Below are 16,052 nucleotides of genomic sequence, written 5' to 3'. Positions count from 1 at the left end.
CGTTTCGGGAATTCTTGACTAAACCTTGAGTTGCCGTTGCGAATGGAGCGCGTCGATCAGCCTGGCGAGCACATCGGCAGGCGGGCCGCCGGCGTCGATCTTCACCATGCCCGGATACTCGGGAAGTGCACGGTAGGCGTTCCGGAGGGCGGTCAGTTCGGCCAGTGACTCCTTATCTGTCCCGCGCGCCAGGATCCGCCGGTGCGCCGCTTCGGGATTCACGTCCAGGTGGAGGACCAGGTCCGGGGCCGGCAGAGTCCGGAGCAACCAGGGGAGAAGGCGTCCCCGGCGCAGGCCCCTTGTCTCGCGCAGTGCCAGCTGGCAGTGGAGGTGGCGGTCCATGACAACCAGCCCCTCGAAGCGGGTTGCCCGGACAGCGGACACCAGCACGTTGAATACCCGCATGGTGGTTTCCGCCGCGTCGGCCAGCGGGGCAGGCAGGTGGATGCCGAGCCTGGCGCCGAGCAGGGACATGCGCCGCCGGCCTGCATAGTTGCTCAGTAAAAGTGCGCTGCTGCCCTCCGCCCGCGCCGCCCCAACCAGGGAACGGGCCGCCGTGGTTTTTCCTGAACCGTCGATTCCTGTCAGAACAATGATCATGTGGCCTCCTTCCGTCTCCCCTGTCCAACGGCTCGGGGCCGGCCGGTGTTTCGGCTTTGAGGGGAACCTCACGTTGTTGCCCAGTTCTGAAGCTGGCAGACAGCCTGATCGGCCGACAGCGGCACCCGCAGGATCTTGCGGCGATCCTGCCGGAATGTTGCGCCAGGCTTGAGCCTGCCGGGGCACAGTATTTCCCAGGGGCCGTGCAGAAGCGCCGCGGCCCCGCAAGAGACCTATATGAAGATCAGCCAAGAGACGCCACGGACTGGGACGGGCAGGTTCAATGGGGCACCGCCCGTCCCCGGCAGTTCTTGTTCCAACCGGGAATGGAATTACAGGGAGACGCTGCCCCGGATGACGGTACGGCTGGTGCCGCCGACCCAGATGCTGTCGCCTTCAGTCGTGATGGTCAGCCGGCCGTCGCGGCCCAGGACAGTGCCCTGGCTGACGGTGTAGTCGCCGTCCGCCATACCTGAGCCGATGAGCCACTGCGCAAGGCCTGCGTTCAGGCTGCCGGTGACCGGGTCTTCGGGGACTGCGAGGCCGGGAACGAAGCCGCGCACCTCGAAGTCCGCCGGGCCGCCGTCCCCGTAAGCGCCGATGACGCCGACGTTCAGCTTCCCCATGGCCACGAAGTCCGGCGTCAGATCCAGCACCTGCCGGGCCGAGGCCAGCCGGATGCCGAGCCAGCCCGGGCCGTTATCCACCCAGTTGCTGTCCAGGACCTGCTCGGGCGTGATGCCGAGGCTGGCGATGGCCTGCTCCAGCACCTCGGCTTCCACCGGACCGGAACGGCGCAGCGGCGGGGCCTCGAAGAAGTGTTCGCCGGCCGTTTGGCTGATCTTGACGAGCCCCACCCCGCATTCCTGCACGAGTTCTCCCGGGCGCTGCGGCTGGCCGCCGTTCTCCAGCCACGCATGCGCGGAGCCGAGCGTCGGGTGGCCGGCGAAGGGAAGCTCGGACGCCGGCGTGAAGATCCGCAGCCGGTAGTCCGCCTCCGGCTGCGTCGGCTTCAGCAGGAACGTGGTTTCCGAGAGGTTGGTCCAGTTGGCGAAACTTTGCATTTGCGCGTCGGACAGGCCGTCGGCGCCATGGACGACGGCGACCGGGTTGCCGGGCCTGGGCCCGGGGGCAAAGACGTCGACCTGCGAGAAGGGGTACTCGTTAACGGTGGCGGGCATGCTGGCCTTTCTCTGGAGATTCAACGTCGGCCGGAACTCAGGTGGAGTCCCCAACCACGGTAGGCAGCCTGCCGGACAACCACCAGAGCCAATTCAGGAAAGTGGCCCTGCCGTGTTGGCCGCAACAGCAGATACCGGATCGGCAGGAACGCGGCGGAGCAGAAAGAACCGGTTGGACGCGGGCAGCCACATCAGCGTGGCACCCGCCAGCGTCAGCACCAGGCCGGCAAGGATCAAAGCGGTGAGGTCGACCGGTGCGCCGAGCGCCGACAGGGCGGCGGCGACGGTCAGGAGGATGCGGGCCCAGCGTGCGCCGTGCAGCAAATGCTGGGCCGCCAGTACCTGCAGGGCCGTCAGCGGAACGGCGAACGCCACGAGATAGGGCACGGCCCAGTCCGGTATCGACTGGCCGAAGTCGATGCCGGCCACCTCCAGGATGACAGGCATCATGCCGGCCACCACGGCGCTGGCCACCCAGCAGGCGGCCGCGAGCCGGACAGCCTGCGGTACGTTTACTGGCCCAATGTTTCCGGGCTCGCGAAAGCCCAACTGCTGATCGCTCAATGAAGTCCCCATTCTTCAATTTGCGGTTTTCATTCGCGGTGTTCAACTGCCGCGTTTCCGGAATTCCGGCGATGGCCCCAGCCTACAGGCTGCCCCAAGCCCCTACAGGCTGCCCCAAGCCGCCGGACGTAAACTGGCCTTCCGATCAGTTCGAGGACCTGCTGCGAGGGTGGACCTGCATGCTTTGGAAGCTTCTTGTCCGGTACCTGCAGCCGCAACGGCGGCTGCTGATCGCCGTCGTCGTTTTTCAGTTGGCGCAGTCCATTGCCTCCCTGTATCTCCCCACCCTGAACGCGGACATCATCGACCTGGGCGTGGCCACGGGGGACACCGGCTACATCCTGCGCGTCGGCAGCCTCATGCTGTTCATCACCCTGCTGCAGATTGCGTGCGCGGTGACGGCGGTGTACTTCGGAGCCAAGGCGGCGATGGGGATGGGGCGGGACCTGCGCGGGGCGATCTTCACCCGGGTGGGCGGGTTCTCCGAGCAGGAGGTCACCCGGTTCGGCCCGGCCAGCCTCATCACCCGGTCCACCAACGACGTCCAGCAGGTGCAGCAGCTGGTGCTGATGTCCGCCACGCTGATGGTGGCCGCGCCCATGCTCAGCATCGGCGGCGTGGTGATGGCCGTCCGGCAGGATGCCCAGCTGTCCTGGCTGATCGCGGTGAGCGTGCCGGTGCTGCTGCTCGGCGTCGGGGTGATCATCAGCCGGATGGTGCCGCTGTTCCGCCTGATGCAGCTGAGGATCGATGCCGTCAACAGGGTGCTCCGCGAGCAGCTGGCGGGCATCCGGGTGGTGCGGGCGTTCGTGCGCGAGGACCTGGAATCGGAGCGGTTCGCGGGCGCCAACGAGGACGTCACGGACACGGCGCTGCGGGCCGGACGGCTGATGGCGCTCGCATTTCCCGTGGTGATGCTGGTGCTCAACGTCTCCAGCGTGGCGGTGATCTGGTTCGGGTCGTTCCGGATCGAGGACGGCTCAATGCAGATGGGCACGCTGGTAGCGTTCCTGAGCTATCTGCTGCAGATCCTGATGTCCGTCATGATGGCAACCTTCATGGCCGTGATGATCCCGCGCGCCGCGGTCTCGGCGGACCGGATCGGGGAGGTGCTGGAGACGGAGTCGTCCGTGCGGCCGCCCGTGAACCCGGTGGTCTTCGCGGCTGATACTTCCCGGGCCACCGCCCGCGGTGAGCTGGAAATGCGCGACGTCGTATTCGCCTACCCGGGCGCCGAGCGGCCGGTCCTCAGCGGCATCAGCTTCACGGCCCCGGCGGGGCGGACGACGGCGGTGATCGGCAGCACGGGGTCGGGGAAAACCACGCTGGTCAACCTCATGCCGCGGCTGTTCGACGCCACGTCCGGCTCCGTGCTGATGGGCGGCGTCGACGTGCGGGAGCTACACCCGGACCTGCTGTGGGGGCACATCGGACTGGTGCCGCAGCGGCCGTACCTGTTCTCCGGGACCGTGCGGAGCAACCTGCTGTACGGCAAGCCGGATGCCACCGAGGAGGAGCTGTGGCACGCGCTGGCCACGGCCCAGGCAGAGGACTTTGTGCGCGAGATGGAGGGCGGCCTGGACGCGCCGGTCTCACAGGGCGGCACGAACGTGTCGGGCGGGCAGCGGCAGCGGCTGGCGATCGCCCGGGCGCTGGTGAAGCGGCCGGAACTGTACATTTTTGACGACTCGTTTTCGTCGCTGGACACCGCCACGGACGCGCGGCTCCGGCGGGCGCTGCACCGGGACACCGCCGGGGCGACGCTGGTGATCATTGCCCAGCGCGTCTCCAGCATCATGGACGCGGACCAGATTCTGGTGCTCGACGGCGGCAGGATCGTCGGGCGCGGAACGCACAGTGAGCTGCTGGAGAGTTCGGAGACGTACCGCGAGATCGTGTCCTCGCAGCTGGCGGCGGAGGAGGCGGCATGAGTACGACCGATAAGGCGAGCACCGCCGTCGTACGCATTCCCCGGCCGACGGGCGGACCGGGCCGCGGCGGACCGTTCGCCGGGATGAACGTCCCGGCAGAGAAGGCGCTGAACTTCGGGCCGTCGGCCCGGCGGCTGCTGGGGGAGCTGCGCCCCGAGCGGGCGTGGCTGGCGCTGGTACTGGCGCTCGCCGTCGTGAGCGTGGCGTTCTCGGTGACCGGGCCGCGGCTGCTCGGCGAGGGGACCAACCTGATCTTCGCCGGCGTGGTGTCCAAGAACCTGCCGGCCGGGGTGAGCAAGGAAGAGGTGATCGCCGGGCTGCGGGCGTCGGGGCAGGATGCGCAGGCGGACATGATCGGGGCGATGACGCTGACGCCGGGGGCGGGGATCGACTTCGCGGCGCTGGCGAACGTGCTGCTGTGGGCGCTGGCGCTGTATGTGCTGGCGTCGGCGTTCGGCTGGATCCAGGCGTATGTGCTGAACGGTGTGGTGCAGCGGACCGTGTACCGGCTGCGCGAGCGGATCGAGGCGAAGATCCACCGGCTGCCGCTGCGGTACTTCGACTCGATCCAGCGCGGCGAGCTGCTCAGCCGGGTGACGAACGACGTGGACAACATCTCGCAGAGCCTGCAGCAGTCCATCTCCCAGGCGGTCACGTCGCTGCTGACGGTGCTGGGCGTGCTGGTGATGATGTTCCTGCTCTCGCCGGTGCTGGCGCTGATTGCGCTGGTGACGGTGCCGCTGACGCTGGTGACGACGGCGCTGATCGCCAAGCGCTCGCAGAAGCTGTTCGTGGCGCAGTGGAAGCACACGGGCGAGCTGAACGGGCAGATCGAGGAGACCTATACGGGGCACGCGCTGGTGAAGGTGTTCGGGCGGCAGCGGGAGGTGGAGGAACGGTTCCGGCAGAAGAACGCGGAGCTGTTCGAGGCGAGCTTCGGCGCGCAGTTCATTTCCGGCCTGATCATGCCGGCGCTGACGTTCATCGGGAACCTGGTGTACGTGGGGGTCGCGGTGGTGGGTGCGCTGCAGGTGGCGTCCGGGGCGATGCAGCTGGGCGATGTGCAGGCGTTCATCCAGTATTCGCGACAGTTCACCCAGCCGCTGGCCCAGCTGGGGTCGATGGCCAACCTGCTGCAGTCCGGGGTGGCGTCGGCGGAGCGGGTGTTCGAACTGCTGGATGAGGAGGAGCAGTCGGCGGATCCTGGTGCTTCGCTTGGGCACGCCGGCGGACGTTCGTTCGACGGCGGGCGGGGCCGGCTGGTGTTCGAGAACGTCTCGTTCTCCTACTCACCGGACAAGCCGCTGATCACGGACCTCAGTCTCGTTGCCGAACCCGGGCAGACGGTGGCGATTGTTGGCCCCACCGGGGCCGGCAAGACCACCCTGGTGAACCTGATGATGCGGTTCTACGAGCTGGATGCGGGGCGGATAACGCTCGACGGCATGGACGTCACCGCTGTTTCCCGGCGGGAGCTGCGCTCGCGGATGGGCATGGTGCTGCAGGATACGTGGCTGTTCGGCGGGACCATCCGGGACAACATCGCGTACGGCCGTCCCTCGGCTTCGGAGGCCGAGATTGTGGAGGCGGCGCAGGCGACGTACGTGGACCGGTTCGTGCGCTCCCTGCCGGAGGGGTACGACACCGTGCTCGAGGACGAGGGCTCCAATGTGTCCGCGGGGGAGAAACAGCTGTTGACGATTGCCCGGGCGTTCCTGTCACGGCCGTCCGTGCTGATTCTGGACGAGGCGACTTCTTCGGTGGATACCCGGACCGAGCTGCTGGTGCAGAAGGCGATGAGCGCGCTGCGGAGCGACCGGACAAGCTTCGTGATCGCGCACCGCCTCTCCACCATCCGCGACGCCGACCTCATCCTTGTGATGGAGTCCGGGCAGATCGTGGAGCAGGGCACGCACGCTTCTCTCCTGGCCGCCGGCGGGGCGTACGCGCGGCTGTACGAGGCGCAGTTCGCGGCCCCGGCGGCTGAGGTTTAGGGGGCTTTGAGCGCGAACGGACAGTTGTGGCCCAACGGTTTCGGGGCCTAGCGTCCGTTTCGCTCAGGGCTCTGCTGCAGGAGTGCTCCCTTGATCGCAATTGCAGGGCGCAATGGCAATATTTTTTAGCCTCCAGTCTGCATAGGGAGCCGCGGCCGCAGGTTTACATATGAGAAACGGCTACACCGGACCGCCGGCTCTGGGTGGATTACACTCGCGACGCGACCGAGCTGGTGGAGCGGCTGCCGGCGGTGCCGAAGCATGATCACAGCTCAAACCGTTCGCCGCGACCCTGCCCAAACCCGTCGCCGCCGGCGCGCCGGCGGTGACGGCACCAGAACAGACACCGCACCGAAGTCGGTGGAACTGGGGCTTCGCGGCATGGCCCCCATCCGCCCCGGCTCGGCCATCTCGACCACGCCAACACCGGCACAAACCCGCCTGCACACCGGTCCCGATTCCGGGCCCGTCATCGACCGGTAAGAACCGGCACCAACTGTAGGGGGGAACACCATGAGTGAATCAGACGGAATGAATGACATCCTGGACAACGGGCTGCGGCAGTCGCTGCTGATCGCCTCCCGCATCGCCGAAACCCTCACCCGGCAACGGCAGGAATCCCTGCGCCAGCGCGAACACCAGGACGCCCAGGCAGCACCGGAGACCCAGTCCCGGTACATGGCCGGGCGTGCAGCGATGCAGGGCGCACTCGCCCGGTCCACCGGGACCAGTGGTGGCACCAGGCACAGCCCACAGACATCACCGACGCGTACGCCCTGTCCGAGGCATGGAAGGACCACGACCCTGCCGCCCTGGCCGCGGCCGACCGGATCCGCAATGAGGTTCACCGCCGCTACGGAATCGACACCCCCACATCGGCGCCGACGCCGCGTACCTGGAATCCGGTGTCGAAACCGTCAGCGCCGAACGGGCCCGCTCTCAAGCGGCCCGGGAGCATGACAAGGGCATGGCACTCATCGCTGCGGCACAGGCCGAAGACCTCCGGGTAAAAGCCGAAAAGCTCGCCCCGGCCATGGAGAGGCACCAGGTCCCCGCCGAGTACCTGACCAACCAGGCACTGGTCGCAGCGCTGCAGACAGCCCACAGGACGCCCGATTCCCGAGGCGGTCGAAGCTGCCGACATCCTTGTGAAGGAACGCCTGTACCTGATGGCCAAAGACGGCACAAACGGTCCCACCATTGACCAGCTCCCCGAAGAAACCACGGCGAACTTCAACGGCGCAGGCGAGGACCACTTCACGGCCGCCTCCTTCGTGGACGCCGCCAGAGAGTGGCACGAGGCCAAACTCCTCGCCGAAGGCGGTTCACCGGCACTCACGACCAGCCGCTCGAGCAGCGCTACGAACGCACCGAAGCCGACCTCTTTGCCCGCATCGAGACCCTGGGCCGCGAGATCGAGAACAGCGTCACCGGCACCGACAGCAAAGGACTTCAAAGTCAGGGTGAAAAGGCCGAAAGCAGCTCAGCAGCTGAGTACGGTTCCGAAGCCCATCACCAGGCGTTCGCCGCGTCCCTTGCCGGCGCGGCCACCGACGAGCAGGTAAAGGGCAGGCTCGCAGCAGCACGCAGTGAAGGCACCCACCCCCGCGCAGCCTTGGCCAGTAAGACACAGGCCAAGGCGCGGAAGGCAAGCCCGGTCGCTGCACTGCCTATTTTGAGTCCTGCCGCTTCACCGTCAAACGGGTGCTGACCGACAACGGCTCCTGCTACCGCTCCCACGCGTTCAAGGACGCCCTGGGCCCAGACATCAAGCACAAACGCCCCGCCCGTACAGGCCACAAACCAACGGCAAAGTCGGGCGTTACAACCGCACCATGCTCGCTTGTGTAGTGATGGAGCCAGTCGGCAAAAGCGGCAACACGCTCGGCCTCTGATGCGTAGGGCTTGGCGTAGGCCCATTCCGCTATTTGCCCGGAGCTTCGCCAAGTGACCTGCCGCCCGGTTGTGCGTGCTTGCCCTGGAATCTACCGGATGCGGATCACCTGGCCTGTCCTGTTCCTCAAGCCGGGCAAAGCCCACCCGCCCCGCCGTCCTCCGCAGTGCAAAGCAAGAGTCTGAGTTGGCTTCAGAAGACCAGGTCTAACCGCAAACGACGATAGGAACCGGGGCAAGCTAGAGCGTGGTGATGTTCTGCGCCTGCGGTCCCTTCGGGCCCTGCTCGACTTCGAAAGTAACCTTCTGGTTCTCTTCCAGTGAGCGGTAACCGCGGCCGGATATCGAGGAATAGTGCGCGAATACATCCTTCCCACCGTCATCCGGGGTGATGAAGCCGAAGCCCTTTTCCGCATTGAACCACTTGACCGTGCCTGTTGCCATGCCGCGAATGTAGCCTTCCGTGCGGGAAGCGGAAGCAGCCTACACTGAGGCCCGCCAACGATAATCTGCCATATTCAGCTATCGACTCACAAGACTCACCAAACTCACAAGATGCACTGAAATTCACAAGGCGTTTTGAGGGCACGAACACAAAGATTCGTAGCCCTTGCTGCCAGGTTGGGAAAGATTCACCGGTTTCACCACTTTCAGCAAATTTCACCTGGCAGTCCCGGTGCAGCTGACGACTACGTAGTGGTTCTAAGTAGCTTCGGGAAAGGGCGTATTCAGAACGTCGGGGTAGGAATCAGAACGTCTCGTAACCGTAGGGTTCCGAGACATAAGTGCGTCCCTGTAGCTGCCATTTCAACCCTCGGCTTATCCGCTATTCTCGGTCAAGAGTCACAGACTGAAGGAAAAGCCTGACCACGCGCCTGGGGCGGGCTGTCTTCACGGTCCCTGTGCAGCTGGGCCTGCGGATAAAATCCATAGCCATCCTGGATGCCCGATGGTACGTTGGGCCCTCTTAGCGGCGCCGAATATCCAAGATCCGAAGGAGGATCCGGCCATGACCGAGACCAACACTCACGGGACGAACTCTGATGTCGTTGACATCCTGACCGCGGACCACCGGGAGATGATTGAACTGATCGGCCAGATTGAGCACACGCCCGAGGCCGGACAGCGCCGAGACATAGCTGACACGTTGATCGCCGAAGTGATGCGCCATGCCGTAGCGGAGGAAATGTTCGTCTACCCGGCCGTTGAAGACCACGTGCCCAACGGCGCCGAGGAAGTCGAACACGATAAGAAAGAGCACGACGAGATCGTCAAGTTGATGAAGCGAATCGAAGGCGTGGACCCCTCCGCCTCGGAGTTCCTGGAATTGATCGGGCAGTTGCAGGCACAGTTGAGCCACCACGCCAACGATGAGGAAACTGAGCAGTTCCCCAAACTACGCTCGCACATCCCCCATGAGAAGCTCGTGGAGATGGGAGAAAAAGTCCAGAACGCCAAAAAAGCCGCGCCGACCCGACCGCACCCGAGCGCCCCCCACTCTGAGCTGTTCCACAAGACTGTGGGCCCAGGCGTCGGCATGGTGGACCGGCTGCTGGATAAGCTGACAGGACGACACACCGAATAGCCGCAAAGGAACGAACCGGAGTGTGGCCGAACACCACCGGCCCGATACTGCGACTGTCGATCCGGTGGTGGCTGTGATTGTTGAGGAGTATGGCGGCTAATCGCAGTTCCAGGTCATTCGTCGAAGTGCGTGAGGACCGCGGGGTCCTGCGATATGGAGGCAACCACGGACGCGGCGACGTCCCTTAGCTTGACATTGCGGCTGCTGGAAGCGATCTTGAGGATTTTCATCGCGGCCTCTTGGGTGCAATGGTTTTGTGCCATGATCGCTCCCGCTGCCAGATCGATCGTGGTGCGCGATTGCATCGCAGCGGTCATGTTGTTGCGGGTATCGATGAGCTGGGCGATCCTCACGGCCAGGCGCAGCGCCTTGGAAGCCTGACCGCTGTACGCCTCGGCTTCTTCGATGTCTTCGCCGCGGAAGGCATGGGGATCCGTGGAGTACAGGTTCAGTCCCGCCTTCGCTTCCCCTTCCAGGGGCATCGGCACGGACAGGATCGAACCGATCCCCTGATCCCGTGCCGCAGCGGAGTATTCCGGCCATCTTGTTTCGTGGCTGAGGTCCGGTATGTGCACGATGTCCATGTCGCGGATGGCTGTGAGGCAAGGGCCGTCGCCGAACCCGTATTGAATCTCATCCAGGGCAACTGCCTTTGAATCGCTGCAGGCCACAGTGGTGGCCTTCTTATGCCGCAGCAAGGTGACACTGGCCAGGAGCCGGTGTTGGACGGAGAGGCTCATCGCCGAAAAAACGGCAAGTTCGGTGAGGAGGTCCTCGACGTCCGCGCAGCCGAGCACAAGGTCCTGAAGATGTTCGGCGACAGTGTCGATGCGAGGTTCCTCTGTGGTCATCATGGCCTCTTCCTGCTTTGCCCTGGCAGCAATCCCTGAAGGGCATAGCCCTTTCGTAAAGGACTCTGGTCCACGTGTCTGGACTACTTTGAAGTCTACGTCGCAGGCTCAGGCAAAGAACCAGCCAATTAGCACAGCGCGGGCCGAGGACAAGCTGCCGGCACTGCCCCTAACGTCGCGGCGGGGATTGTGGAGCCCCTGGTTTGGGCTCCCCAGGAGCCCGAATTCGGCCTCTGGGACCGGGGCCCTGATTCCGTTCTGCGCCGCAGCCACTCCATCACCATCCGGGACGCTGCCCTCGGCAACGACTCCGGGGGCGGCACCCGCGGCCCCGGCCACTGAGCTTCAAGGTGGTGGCCATGGCGGCAACGGCCGGATTTCCACCGCACGGTCAAGGCTGTGAGGGTTATGCTGAAGATGGCGCATGGTTTTGTGCGCGGTGGCTTTCCCCGCACCGTCCCGAGGCTGCTCGCCCGGACACGACCGGAGGAATCCTCATGGAACCAAGACTTTCCCTTGATGAACTTTCCACGGCTATTGGCCGGATCAAGGGCCTGCTCCTCACCGAAGAAAAAGTCGACCGCGCCGTTCAGCTCCTGGCCCGGGCCATCAAGGATGCCATCCCCGGAACCGTAGGAGCCGGGGTGTCGCTCTTGAATGCCCGGGGCCGCCGGACCAGCGCAGGATTTACCGACCATATCGTCAAACAGGCAGATGCCCTGCAGTACCAGCTCGGACAAGGCCCTTGCCTGACAGCTTGGGCTGCCGAGGAAACAATCCTCATCGAGGACGTCCAGACGGATCCGCGCTGGCCCCAGTGGAGCGCCGCAGTCGCCGCCCTGCCCGTCCGCTCGGTCGTCAGCGCACCGCTCATCTCCGGCAAGGAATGCCTGGGGGCGCTGAAAATCTACTCACCGCTTCCCTCCGCCTATGGCGCGGACACCGGGCGGCTGCTGGAGCAGTTCGCCGCCCCGGCCGCAACGCTGCTCTCCCACATCCAGACCAGCGAGGCGCCGAAGCGCATCAGCGAGAGCCTGCAAATGGCCCTGCACCACCGGGACACCATCAACCGCGCCTGTGGAATCCTGATGGAACGCCAGGGGCTGAACCATGAGCAGGCCCTGCAGCACCTCATGGACCGCGCCCGGGAAACCGGCAGCAGCCCCAAGCAGATCAGCGCCGAACTCATCGCCGGAACGCCGGCGCACCGGGACTGACGGCGGACGTCATGGGCTTCGATCCCTATGAACCCGCTCAGCGGCGCCAGCTCCGCGCTGCGCTGAAAGCCTCCGACATCACCCCGGCAGAGCTATGGCTGAACTATTTCAGCATCGGCGGCACCGTCGGGGAGTACGAGGTCGAGGCCTACCTGCAAGGCCTGTTGTCCCTCCCCGAGGCCCAGCGGGACCTGCTGGCAATGGCCGCCAACGAACTCATCGACGCTGTGCCCCGCCTTCGCGCACCCTACGCCGACGAGCTCGACACGACCGCCGGACCGGGCGAAGACGGAGAACATCCGGACGTCCCCGGCTACGAGCCCACCAGAGGAGCCAGCGATCAGCGCCCCGGCGAGCAGGAACAGGGGCAGGTTGCCCCCGGAGAAAGCAAGAAATCCGATGATGGCGGTGAGTAAGTCAGGAATTCTTGCTCCAAGGATTGCCCCGGGGGCGCCTTCACTTCCTGCCGCCCGGGAACTCCCAACTCAATGACCCCTGGGAGGGGTTAGTAAGTCCGCGCAATGCCGATCCTTCGGCCCCTGCAACAGAATCCAGCGCTGACTCCTGCCTTTCACCGGCCTTCCACCTCCGCCCGCGCCATTGGCCCCTCACTCGGAACAGATCAGGCATCGCCCGCGGGAATCGTCCCAGTCAAAGCCAGCGGGATCACCCACGGCTCCCATCGAAAGGTCGGTAAGCATGAGTGGGATACTCATTCGGCAGAGCGACGGGTCTTGGCTGGCATAGCCGATGCAGGCTACGCGGGGGAGTCTGAGCTGCAGGAGATCTTGGCATCTCGCCAGGAGCTAATTCCCGGAGTCAGCGCAGCGCCAAGGCCTGTCGCGAGTTCTAGTCCGAGGCTGGTCCTGCCGACATCACTGCGTACATCCCCGGGCGGTTTCCGACGGCGCAGCTTATCTCCTGGGAGGTGGCTTCCAAACTCGACCCTCACCTGCAGCGGTGTCGCCGGGACGAACTCTCTTCGCCAGGTCAATGGTTCTTGCGTCCGCGCTGCGGCAGTGCTAAAAAATCTATGGTCCTCGGGTCGTGGGTTCGAGCCCCACCGGGTGCACGCCGGATCATTCCACCGGCTCCTGGTCCGCGGGGTCCAGACGAAGGGGCGGTGATGCGAAAATGAACCCAGAACTTCAGAGGCTGCGGGCGCTGGCGGCGGTCATAGCAACCGCCGAAACCACCCTGGAGGTGGCATGCCGGACGCTGCGGGAATCCGCGACCGCGCTGCTGCGCACCGGGGATGCCACCCTTGCCGAGGTCAGCGAGGCGACCGGCCTGGACCAGGGGGAACTGCTGGATCTACTCAGCCGGAACATCCCCGGGCGGGAACCGTCCTGGAAGCAGCCCGGGATTGCAGGCCTGTCCTAGAAGCGGAGAAGGCGTCCCGGAACGATGTGTGGCGTACGGGACTGTTCGGGGTGGCTGTGGCCGACTGCCTGCTCGCAGGCAGTCGGCCTTAGGCCGCGCGAGGGTTTTGGCTGCTTCACATGCCGTTGTCGTCCGGGCGGGCGCTTCGGGCGCGCTTTAACTGGCGCCGCAGCCGGGCGTTGTCCACTTCCAGTTCCAGTACCTTGGCTACACCGGCCAGGTTGAGCCCTTCGTCCAGAAGCTCTCCGATCCGGCGCAGGACGGCAAGGTCGGATTCACTGTACTGGCGGGTGCCGCCCTCGGTCCGTTCCGGGGTGAGCAGGCCGCGGCGTTCATAGAGCCGGATGTTTTGCTGACCCGTCCCCAGGAGTTCCGCCACCACCGAAATGGCGTACAGCCCGCGCCCGCTGCTGCGTTGTTTTGCCACGAGTTTCCCGTCAATTCGCTCTGATTTCCTCTTGCACCAGTTTGTCACCAGTGCTATAAGAAATCTATATCCACCGTCACAGATGTGCGGCGGTGGGTAGCGACGAAACCTAGATGCTGAAGGGAGTGGGAAATGATGCTTATCCGTACTGATCCGTTCCGTGAGCTGGACCGGCTCACCCAGCAGGTCTTCGGAACAGCGGCCCGTCCGGCGGCGATGCCGATGGACGCGTGGCAGGAAGACGGGGAATTTGTGGTGGCGTTTGACCTGCCCGGGATTTCGCCCGACGCCGTGGACCTGAATGTTGAGAGGAACGTCCTCACTGTGCGGGCGGAGCGCCGGGACGCCACCCAGCCCAACGTGGAGCTGGTGGTCTCCGAGCGGCCGCGCGGCGTCTTCAGCCGGCAGCTTATCCTTGGCGACACGCTGGACGCGGAGAACATCAAGGCGAGTTACGACGTCGGCGTGCTGACGCTGCGGATCCCGGTCGCCGAGCAGGCAAAGCCGCGCAAGATCGAGATCGAAAGCAAAGGCCAGCAGCACCAGATCGAGACGTAGCCCTTCGATGCGGTTGACGGGGCGGCCTCCGGTTCCTGCCTTCGGGTGTCTGCCGGAGGCCGCCCCGGACCGCTGCCACCGGCAACCGCAAACGACCAGCACAATCCTGCAGCAGCAACAGGCTTCAGATGGCCAGACCTGTCCCGGACTACTACGCGGTCCTGCATGTTTCCCGTGGCGCTTCGCCACAGGAAATTGCGCGCGCCTACCGCTCTCTCATGCGCCGGCACCACCCCGATCTTGCCGGCCCCGATGTTGCCGGGGAGGGGGCCGCGCCTGCCGAACTGCAGCTGATCATGCAGGCCTTCGCCGTGCTCCGTGACCCCAAGCGCCGCCACGCCTACGACCGGGAAGCCTCCCGGACAGGGCCCGGTGATCCACCGGCGGAGGACAACCGGCCGGGACGTTCGGAAGAGAGCGGCCAGGGCACCAGCCGGAGCGCCGGAAGGCGGAACGGCAGCAGTCCGCAAGATATTCCGGTCCGCGTGGTCCGGCGCCGGGAGCCGCCACTGCGCGCCACTGCCGTCAGGTGGGAGAGCGGACCGTGGGCGTAACAACACATGCAACAGATCCAGAGGAGAACTACCCCGATGAGCGACTGGCGCCGCTACGATTCACATCTGATCCCGGCCTTCCATGAGCGTTTCGAGCAGCGTTGGGGCAAGGGCACAGCCCCGTTCCTGGACCCCGAGGCCTATGAGGAGCCGCTGCCCCGCGCACAATGGATCAACCCAGCAACCGGGGCGGCCCTGGCCGTGGTGCCCATCTGGACCGACGACGACCGCCAGCACCGTTCCTTTGCGGTGTTCTACCTGCCGCCCGCCGGGGATATCTGGGTGCTTCGCCCGGGCTTTACCGGCTTCCTTGAGCCCGGCAAGGATGACAGCGAACACCTCGTGGCGCTTCGGAATGACGCATTCCGCAAAGCCGTGTCGCACGCCAACGAATTCCTCTTCGGCCCGCCTCCGCTCGCGGAGTAGCTTGCTGGTGGAGTAGTTTCTGTCCCGTTGGGCGAGCACGTACCTTGGTATCAGCGGGGCAGGGGGTCGATGGCCTGTGGGCGGACGGGGACGGGGACGGTGCCGATGACCAGTGTTCCCTGCGCTGCTGCATGACGGATGTCGAGGCCATTGGTGGTGATGATGAGGTTGTCCCCGCTGATGACCAGGACATGGCCGCCGCGGGCGGCCTTGAGCCACAGCGCGTCGTTGGGTTCATCCTGGTGGAGCTGTTCCCCGAACAGGGTTCTGTCGCCGATGCTGAGGGTGATCAGGCCCTGAGGTGTCACGGCGAAGCTGCAGCTGGCTGACGTTTCGACGGCGTCTTCCAGGATGTCGCCGAAGTCCGGGCTCATGGCCAATTGGAAGCCGTGGAAGAGCAGGATCGAGACGAGGGCGGAGGTCAGGTCGCCGTCGTTCTCCCGAAAAGCCACGACCGGGACCAGCGTGTAGGCCAGCACCGGCACTGGGTGTTCCTGTCCGTCGCCGGACTGCCGGGGGAGGACCATCCGTGCGGCCATGGGGGTGAGTTTGTTTGGCGCCCACTGGCTGTGCTGGACACTCAGCCCGGGATCACTGCAGCGGCGGTGGCAGACGCAGTCGGTGAAGGTGACGTAACTGGTTCCGTCCGGTGCGGTGCTTTCCGTGACGTTTACCAGCAGTGAGAGCGGCTCACCGGTCTCAAGGGTCCCCCGGCGGGCGGCGCACGTCCGGGCCATGGAGGCAGCCGTGAGCACGTACTGTGTCGTGTCCCTGCCCTTGAAGGATTCCAAACGCCTGTCCCAGGCCACGTTGCGTGTGACTGGCATTGCAGCGAGTCTCCCGTCCTCCTCATTGTCTGGGGGTGTGCACCTTCGTCGTGTAATGGCG

The 16,052-nt window shown here is 65.3% G+C and carries 19 protein-coding genes and 1 pseudogene; 13 read left to right on the top strand and 7 right to left on the bottom strand.

Annotation, left to right across the window (positions count from 1 at the left end; all coding sequences use genetic code 11):
• Window positions 1–18: 18 nt before the first annotated feature.
• From CXZ05_RS05060 to CXZ05_RS05050, 3 genes are all read right to left on the bottom strand, one after another.
• Window positions 19–600, bottom strand: coding sequence for an AAA family ATPase (locus CXZ05_RS05060; RefSeq protein WP_102971505.1), 582 nt, complete (start codon window positions 598–600; stop codon window positions 19–21).
• A gap of 332 nt (window positions 601–932) precedes the next feature.
• Window positions 933–1,781, bottom strand: coding sequence for a PhzF family phenazine biosynthesis protein (locus tag CXZ05_RS05055; RefSeq protein WP_102971504.1), 849 nt, complete (start codon window positions 1,779–1,781; stop codon window positions 933–935).
• A gap of 93 nt (window positions 1,782–1,874) precedes the next feature.
• Window positions 1,875–2,345, bottom strand: a complete 471-nt coding sequence (locus CXZ05_RS05050) for a hypothetical protein (protein ID WP_258006452.1) — start codon at window positions 2,343–2,345, stop codon at window positions 1,875–1,877.
• A gap of 179 nt (window positions 2,346–2,524) precedes the next feature.
• Between CXZ05_RS05050 and CXZ05_RS05045 the strand changes: the two genes are divergently transcribed.
• From CXZ05_RS05045 to CXZ05_RS05030, 5 genes and pseudogenes are all read left to right on the top strand, one after another.
• Window positions 2,525–4,276 carry an ABC transporter ATP-binding protein gene (locus tag CXZ05_RS05045; RefSeq protein WP_102971595.1) on the top strand — a complete coding sequence of 584 codons (1,752 nt, stop codon included), beginning with the start codon at window positions 2,525–2,527 and terminating at the stop codon, window positions 4,274–4,276.
• Window positions 4,273–6,270 (top strand): ABC transporter ATP-binding protein, encoded by a 1,998-nt coding sequence (locus tag CXZ05_RS05040; protein WP_102971503.1) that lies wholly within the window; start codon window positions 4,273–4,275, stop codon window positions 6,268–6,270. Before CXZ05_RS05045 ends, CXZ05_RS05040 begins: the two co-directional genes overlap by 4 nt.
• A 261-nt stretch (window positions 6,271–6,531) precedes the next feature.
• Entirely contained in the window at window positions 6,532–6,753 is a 222-nt protein-coding gene (locus tag CXZ05_RS22780; RefSeq protein WP_146033051.1) for a hypothetical protein, read from the top strand.
• A gap of 808 nt (window positions 6,754–7,561) precedes the next feature.
• A complete protein-coding gene (locus tag CXZ05_RS23590; RefSeq protein ID WP_308410988.1) occupies window positions 7,562–7,981 on the top strand; it encodes a hypothetical protein in 420 nt (139 codons plus the stop codon).
• Window positions 7,963–8,108: pseudogene (locus CXZ05_RS05030) on the top strand (IS481 family transposase); the annotation flags it as partial. The gene CXZ05_RS23590 and the pseudogene CXZ05_RS05030, both read left to right, overlap by 19 nt.
• A 295-nt stretch (window positions 8,109–8,403) precedes the next feature.
• Here CXZ05_RS05030 and CXZ05_RS05025 read toward each other — a convergent pair.
• Window positions 8,404–8,607, bottom strand: a complete 204-nt coding sequence (locus CXZ05_RS05025; protein ID WP_102971502.1) for a cold-shock protein — start codon at window positions 8,605–8,607, stop codon at window positions 8,404–8,406.
• Window positions 8,608–9,172: 565 nt separating this feature from the next.
• Between CXZ05_RS05025 and CXZ05_RS05020 the strand changes: the two genes are divergently transcribed.
• Window positions 9,173–9,748: a hemerythrin domain-containing protein gene (locus CXZ05_RS05020; protein WP_102971501.1), complete on the top strand. Its 576-nt coding sequence runs from the start codon at window positions 9,173–9,175 to the stop codon at window positions 9,746–9,748.
• A gap of 113 nt (window positions 9,749–9,861) precedes the next feature.
• On the opposite strand, the gene CXZ05_RS05015 is transcribed toward CXZ05_RS05020, so the two are convergent.
• Window positions 9,862–10,602, bottom strand: a complete 741-nt coding sequence (locus CXZ05_RS05015) for a GAF and ANTAR domain-containing protein (protein ID WP_308410987.1) — start codon at window positions 10,600–10,602, stop codon at window positions 9,862–9,864.
• A gap of 186 nt (window positions 10,603–10,788) precedes the next feature.
• Between CXZ05_RS05015 and CXZ05_RS23020 the strand changes: the two genes are divergently transcribed.
• From CXZ05_RS23020 to CXZ05_RS05000, 4 genes are all read left to right on the top strand, one after another.
• Window positions 10,789–10,941: a hypothetical protein gene (locus tag CXZ05_RS23020; RefSeq protein ID WP_180987271.1), complete on the top strand. Its 153-nt coding sequence runs from the start codon at window positions 10,789–10,791 to the stop codon at window positions 10,939–10,941.
• A 155-nt stretch (window positions 10,942–11,096) separates the two neighbouring features.
• A complete protein-coding gene (locus CXZ05_RS05010) occupies window positions 11,097–11,816 on the top strand; it encodes a GAF and ANTAR domain-containing protein (RefSeq protein ID WP_102971500.1) in 720 nt (239 codons plus the stop codon).
• A gap of 11 nt (window positions 11,817–11,827) precedes the next feature.
• Window positions 11,828–12,232: a hypothetical protein gene (locus CXZ05_RS23330; RefSeq protein ID WP_258006451.1), complete on the top strand. Its 405-nt coding sequence runs from the start codon at window positions 11,828–11,830 to the stop codon at window positions 12,230–12,232.
• A gap of 718 nt (window positions 12,233–12,950) precedes the next feature.
• A complete protein-coding gene (locus CXZ05_RS05000) occupies window positions 12,951–13,199 on the top strand; it encodes a hypothetical protein (protein WP_102971499.1) in 249 nt (82 codons plus the stop codon).
• A gap of 115 nt (window positions 13,200–13,314) precedes the next feature.
• Here the strand turns inward: CXZ05_RS05000 and CXZ05_RS04995 are convergent, their stop codons facing one another.
• Window positions 13,315–13,626, bottom strand: a complete 312-nt coding sequence (locus CXZ05_RS04995) for a MerR family transcriptional regulator (RefSeq protein WP_258006450.1) — start codon at window positions 13,624–13,626, stop codon at window positions 13,315–13,317.
• A gap of 135 nt (window positions 13,627–13,761) precedes the next feature.
• On the opposite strand from CXZ05_RS04995, the gene CXZ05_RS04990 reads away from it, so the two are divergent.
• The 3 genes from CXZ05_RS04990 (at window position 13,762) to CXZ05_RS04980 (ending at window position 15,164) form a co-directional block, all read left to right on the top strand.
• Window positions 13,762–14,184 carry an Hsp20/alpha crystallin family protein gene (locus CXZ05_RS04990; protein WP_102971592.1) on the top strand — a complete coding sequence of 141 codons (423 nt, stop codon included), beginning with the start codon at window positions 13,762–13,764 and terminating at the stop codon, window positions 14,182–14,184.
• 128 nt (window positions 14,185–14,312) lie between these two features.
• Window positions 14,313–14,738, top strand: coding sequence for a J domain-containing protein (locus CXZ05_RS04985; RefSeq protein ID WP_102971498.1), 426 nt, complete (start codon window positions 14,313–14,315; stop codon window positions 14,736–14,738).
• A 36-nt stretch (window positions 14,739–14,774) separates the two neighbouring features.
• Entirely contained in the window at window positions 14,775–15,164 is a 390-nt protein-coding gene (locus tag CXZ05_RS04980) for a hypothetical protein (RefSeq protein WP_102971497.1), read from the top strand.
• 50 nt (window positions 15,165–15,214) lie between these two features.
• On the opposite strand, the gene CXZ05_RS04975 is transcribed toward CXZ05_RS04980, so the two are convergent.
• Window positions 15,215–15,991: a hypothetical protein gene (locus CXZ05_RS04975; protein WP_102971496.1), complete on the bottom strand. Its 777-nt coding sequence runs from the start codon at window positions 15,989–15,991 to the stop codon at window positions 15,215–15,217.
• Window positions 15,992–16,052 lie beyond the last annotated feature (61 nt).

Origin of the sequence: Arthrobacter sp. AFG20, assembly GCF_002892795.1 — a bacterium.
Classification (GTDB): domain Bacteria; phylum Actinomycetota; class Actinomycetes; order Actinomycetales; family Micrococcaceae; genus Arthrobacter.
This window is presented reverse-complemented; position numbering and strand designations above follow the sequence as displayed.

Bases quoted from the DNA above. Each gene is read 5' to 3' on its own strand.
- CXZ05_RS05060 (WP_102971505.1), bottom strand. From the start codon at position 600: ATGATCATTGTTCTGACAGGAATCGACGGTTCAGGAAAAACCACGGCG.
- CXZ05_RS05055 (WP_102971504.1), bottom strand. From the start codon at position 1,781: ATGCCCGCCACCGTTAACGAGTACCCCTTCTCGCAGGTCGACGTCTTT.
- CXZ05_RS05045 (WP_102971595.1), top strand. From the start codon at position 2,525: ATGCTTTGGAAGCTTCTTGTCCGGTACCTGCAGCCGCAACGGCGGCTG.
- CXZ05_RS05040 (WP_102971503.1), top strand. From the start codon at position 4,273: ATGAGTACGACCGATAAGGCGAGCACCGCCGTCGTACGCATTCCCCGG.
- CXZ05_RS22780 (WP_146033051.1), top strand. From the start codon at position 6,532: ATGATCACAGCTCAAACCGTTCGCCGCGACCCTGCCCAAACCCGTCGC.
- CXZ05_RS05025 (WP_102971502.1), bottom strand. From the start codon at position 8,607: ATGGCAACAGGCACGGTCAAGTGGTTCAATGCGGAAAAGGGCTTCGGC.
- CXZ05_RS05020 (WP_102971501.1), top strand. From the start codon at position 9,173: ATGACCGAGACCAACACTCACGGGACGAACTCTGATGTCGTTGACATC.
- CXZ05_RS05015 (WP_308410987.1), bottom strand. From the start codon at position 10,602: ATGATGACCACAGAGGAACCTCGCATCGACACTGTCGCCGAACATCTT.
- CXZ05_RS05010 (WP_102971500.1), top strand. From the start codon at position 11,097: ATGGAACCAAGACTTTCCCTTGATGAACTTTCCACGGCTATTGGCCGG.
- CXZ05_RS23330 (WP_258006451.1), top strand. From the start codon at position 11,828: ATGGGCTTCGATCCCTATGAACCCGCTCAGCGGCGCCAGCTCCGCGCT.
- CXZ05_RS05000 (WP_102971499.1), top strand. From the start codon at position 12,951: ATGAACCCAGAACTTCAGAGGCTGCGGGCGCTGGCGGCGGTCATAGCA.
- CXZ05_RS04990 (WP_102971592.1), top strand. From the start codon at position 13,762: ATGCTTATCCGTACTGATCCGTTCCGTGAGCTGGACCGGCTCACCCAG.
- CXZ05_RS04985 (WP_102971498.1), top strand. From the start codon at position 14,313: ATGGCCAGACCTGTCCCGGACTACTACGCGGTCCTGCATGTTTCCCGT.
- CXZ05_RS04980 (WP_102971497.1), top strand. From the start codon at position 14,775: ATGAGCGACTGGCGCCGCTACGATTCACATCTGATCCCGGCCTTCCAT.
- CXZ05_RS04975 (WP_102971496.1), bottom strand. From the start codon at position 15,991: ATGCCAGTCACACGCAACGTGGCCTGGGACAGGCGTTTGGAATCCTTC.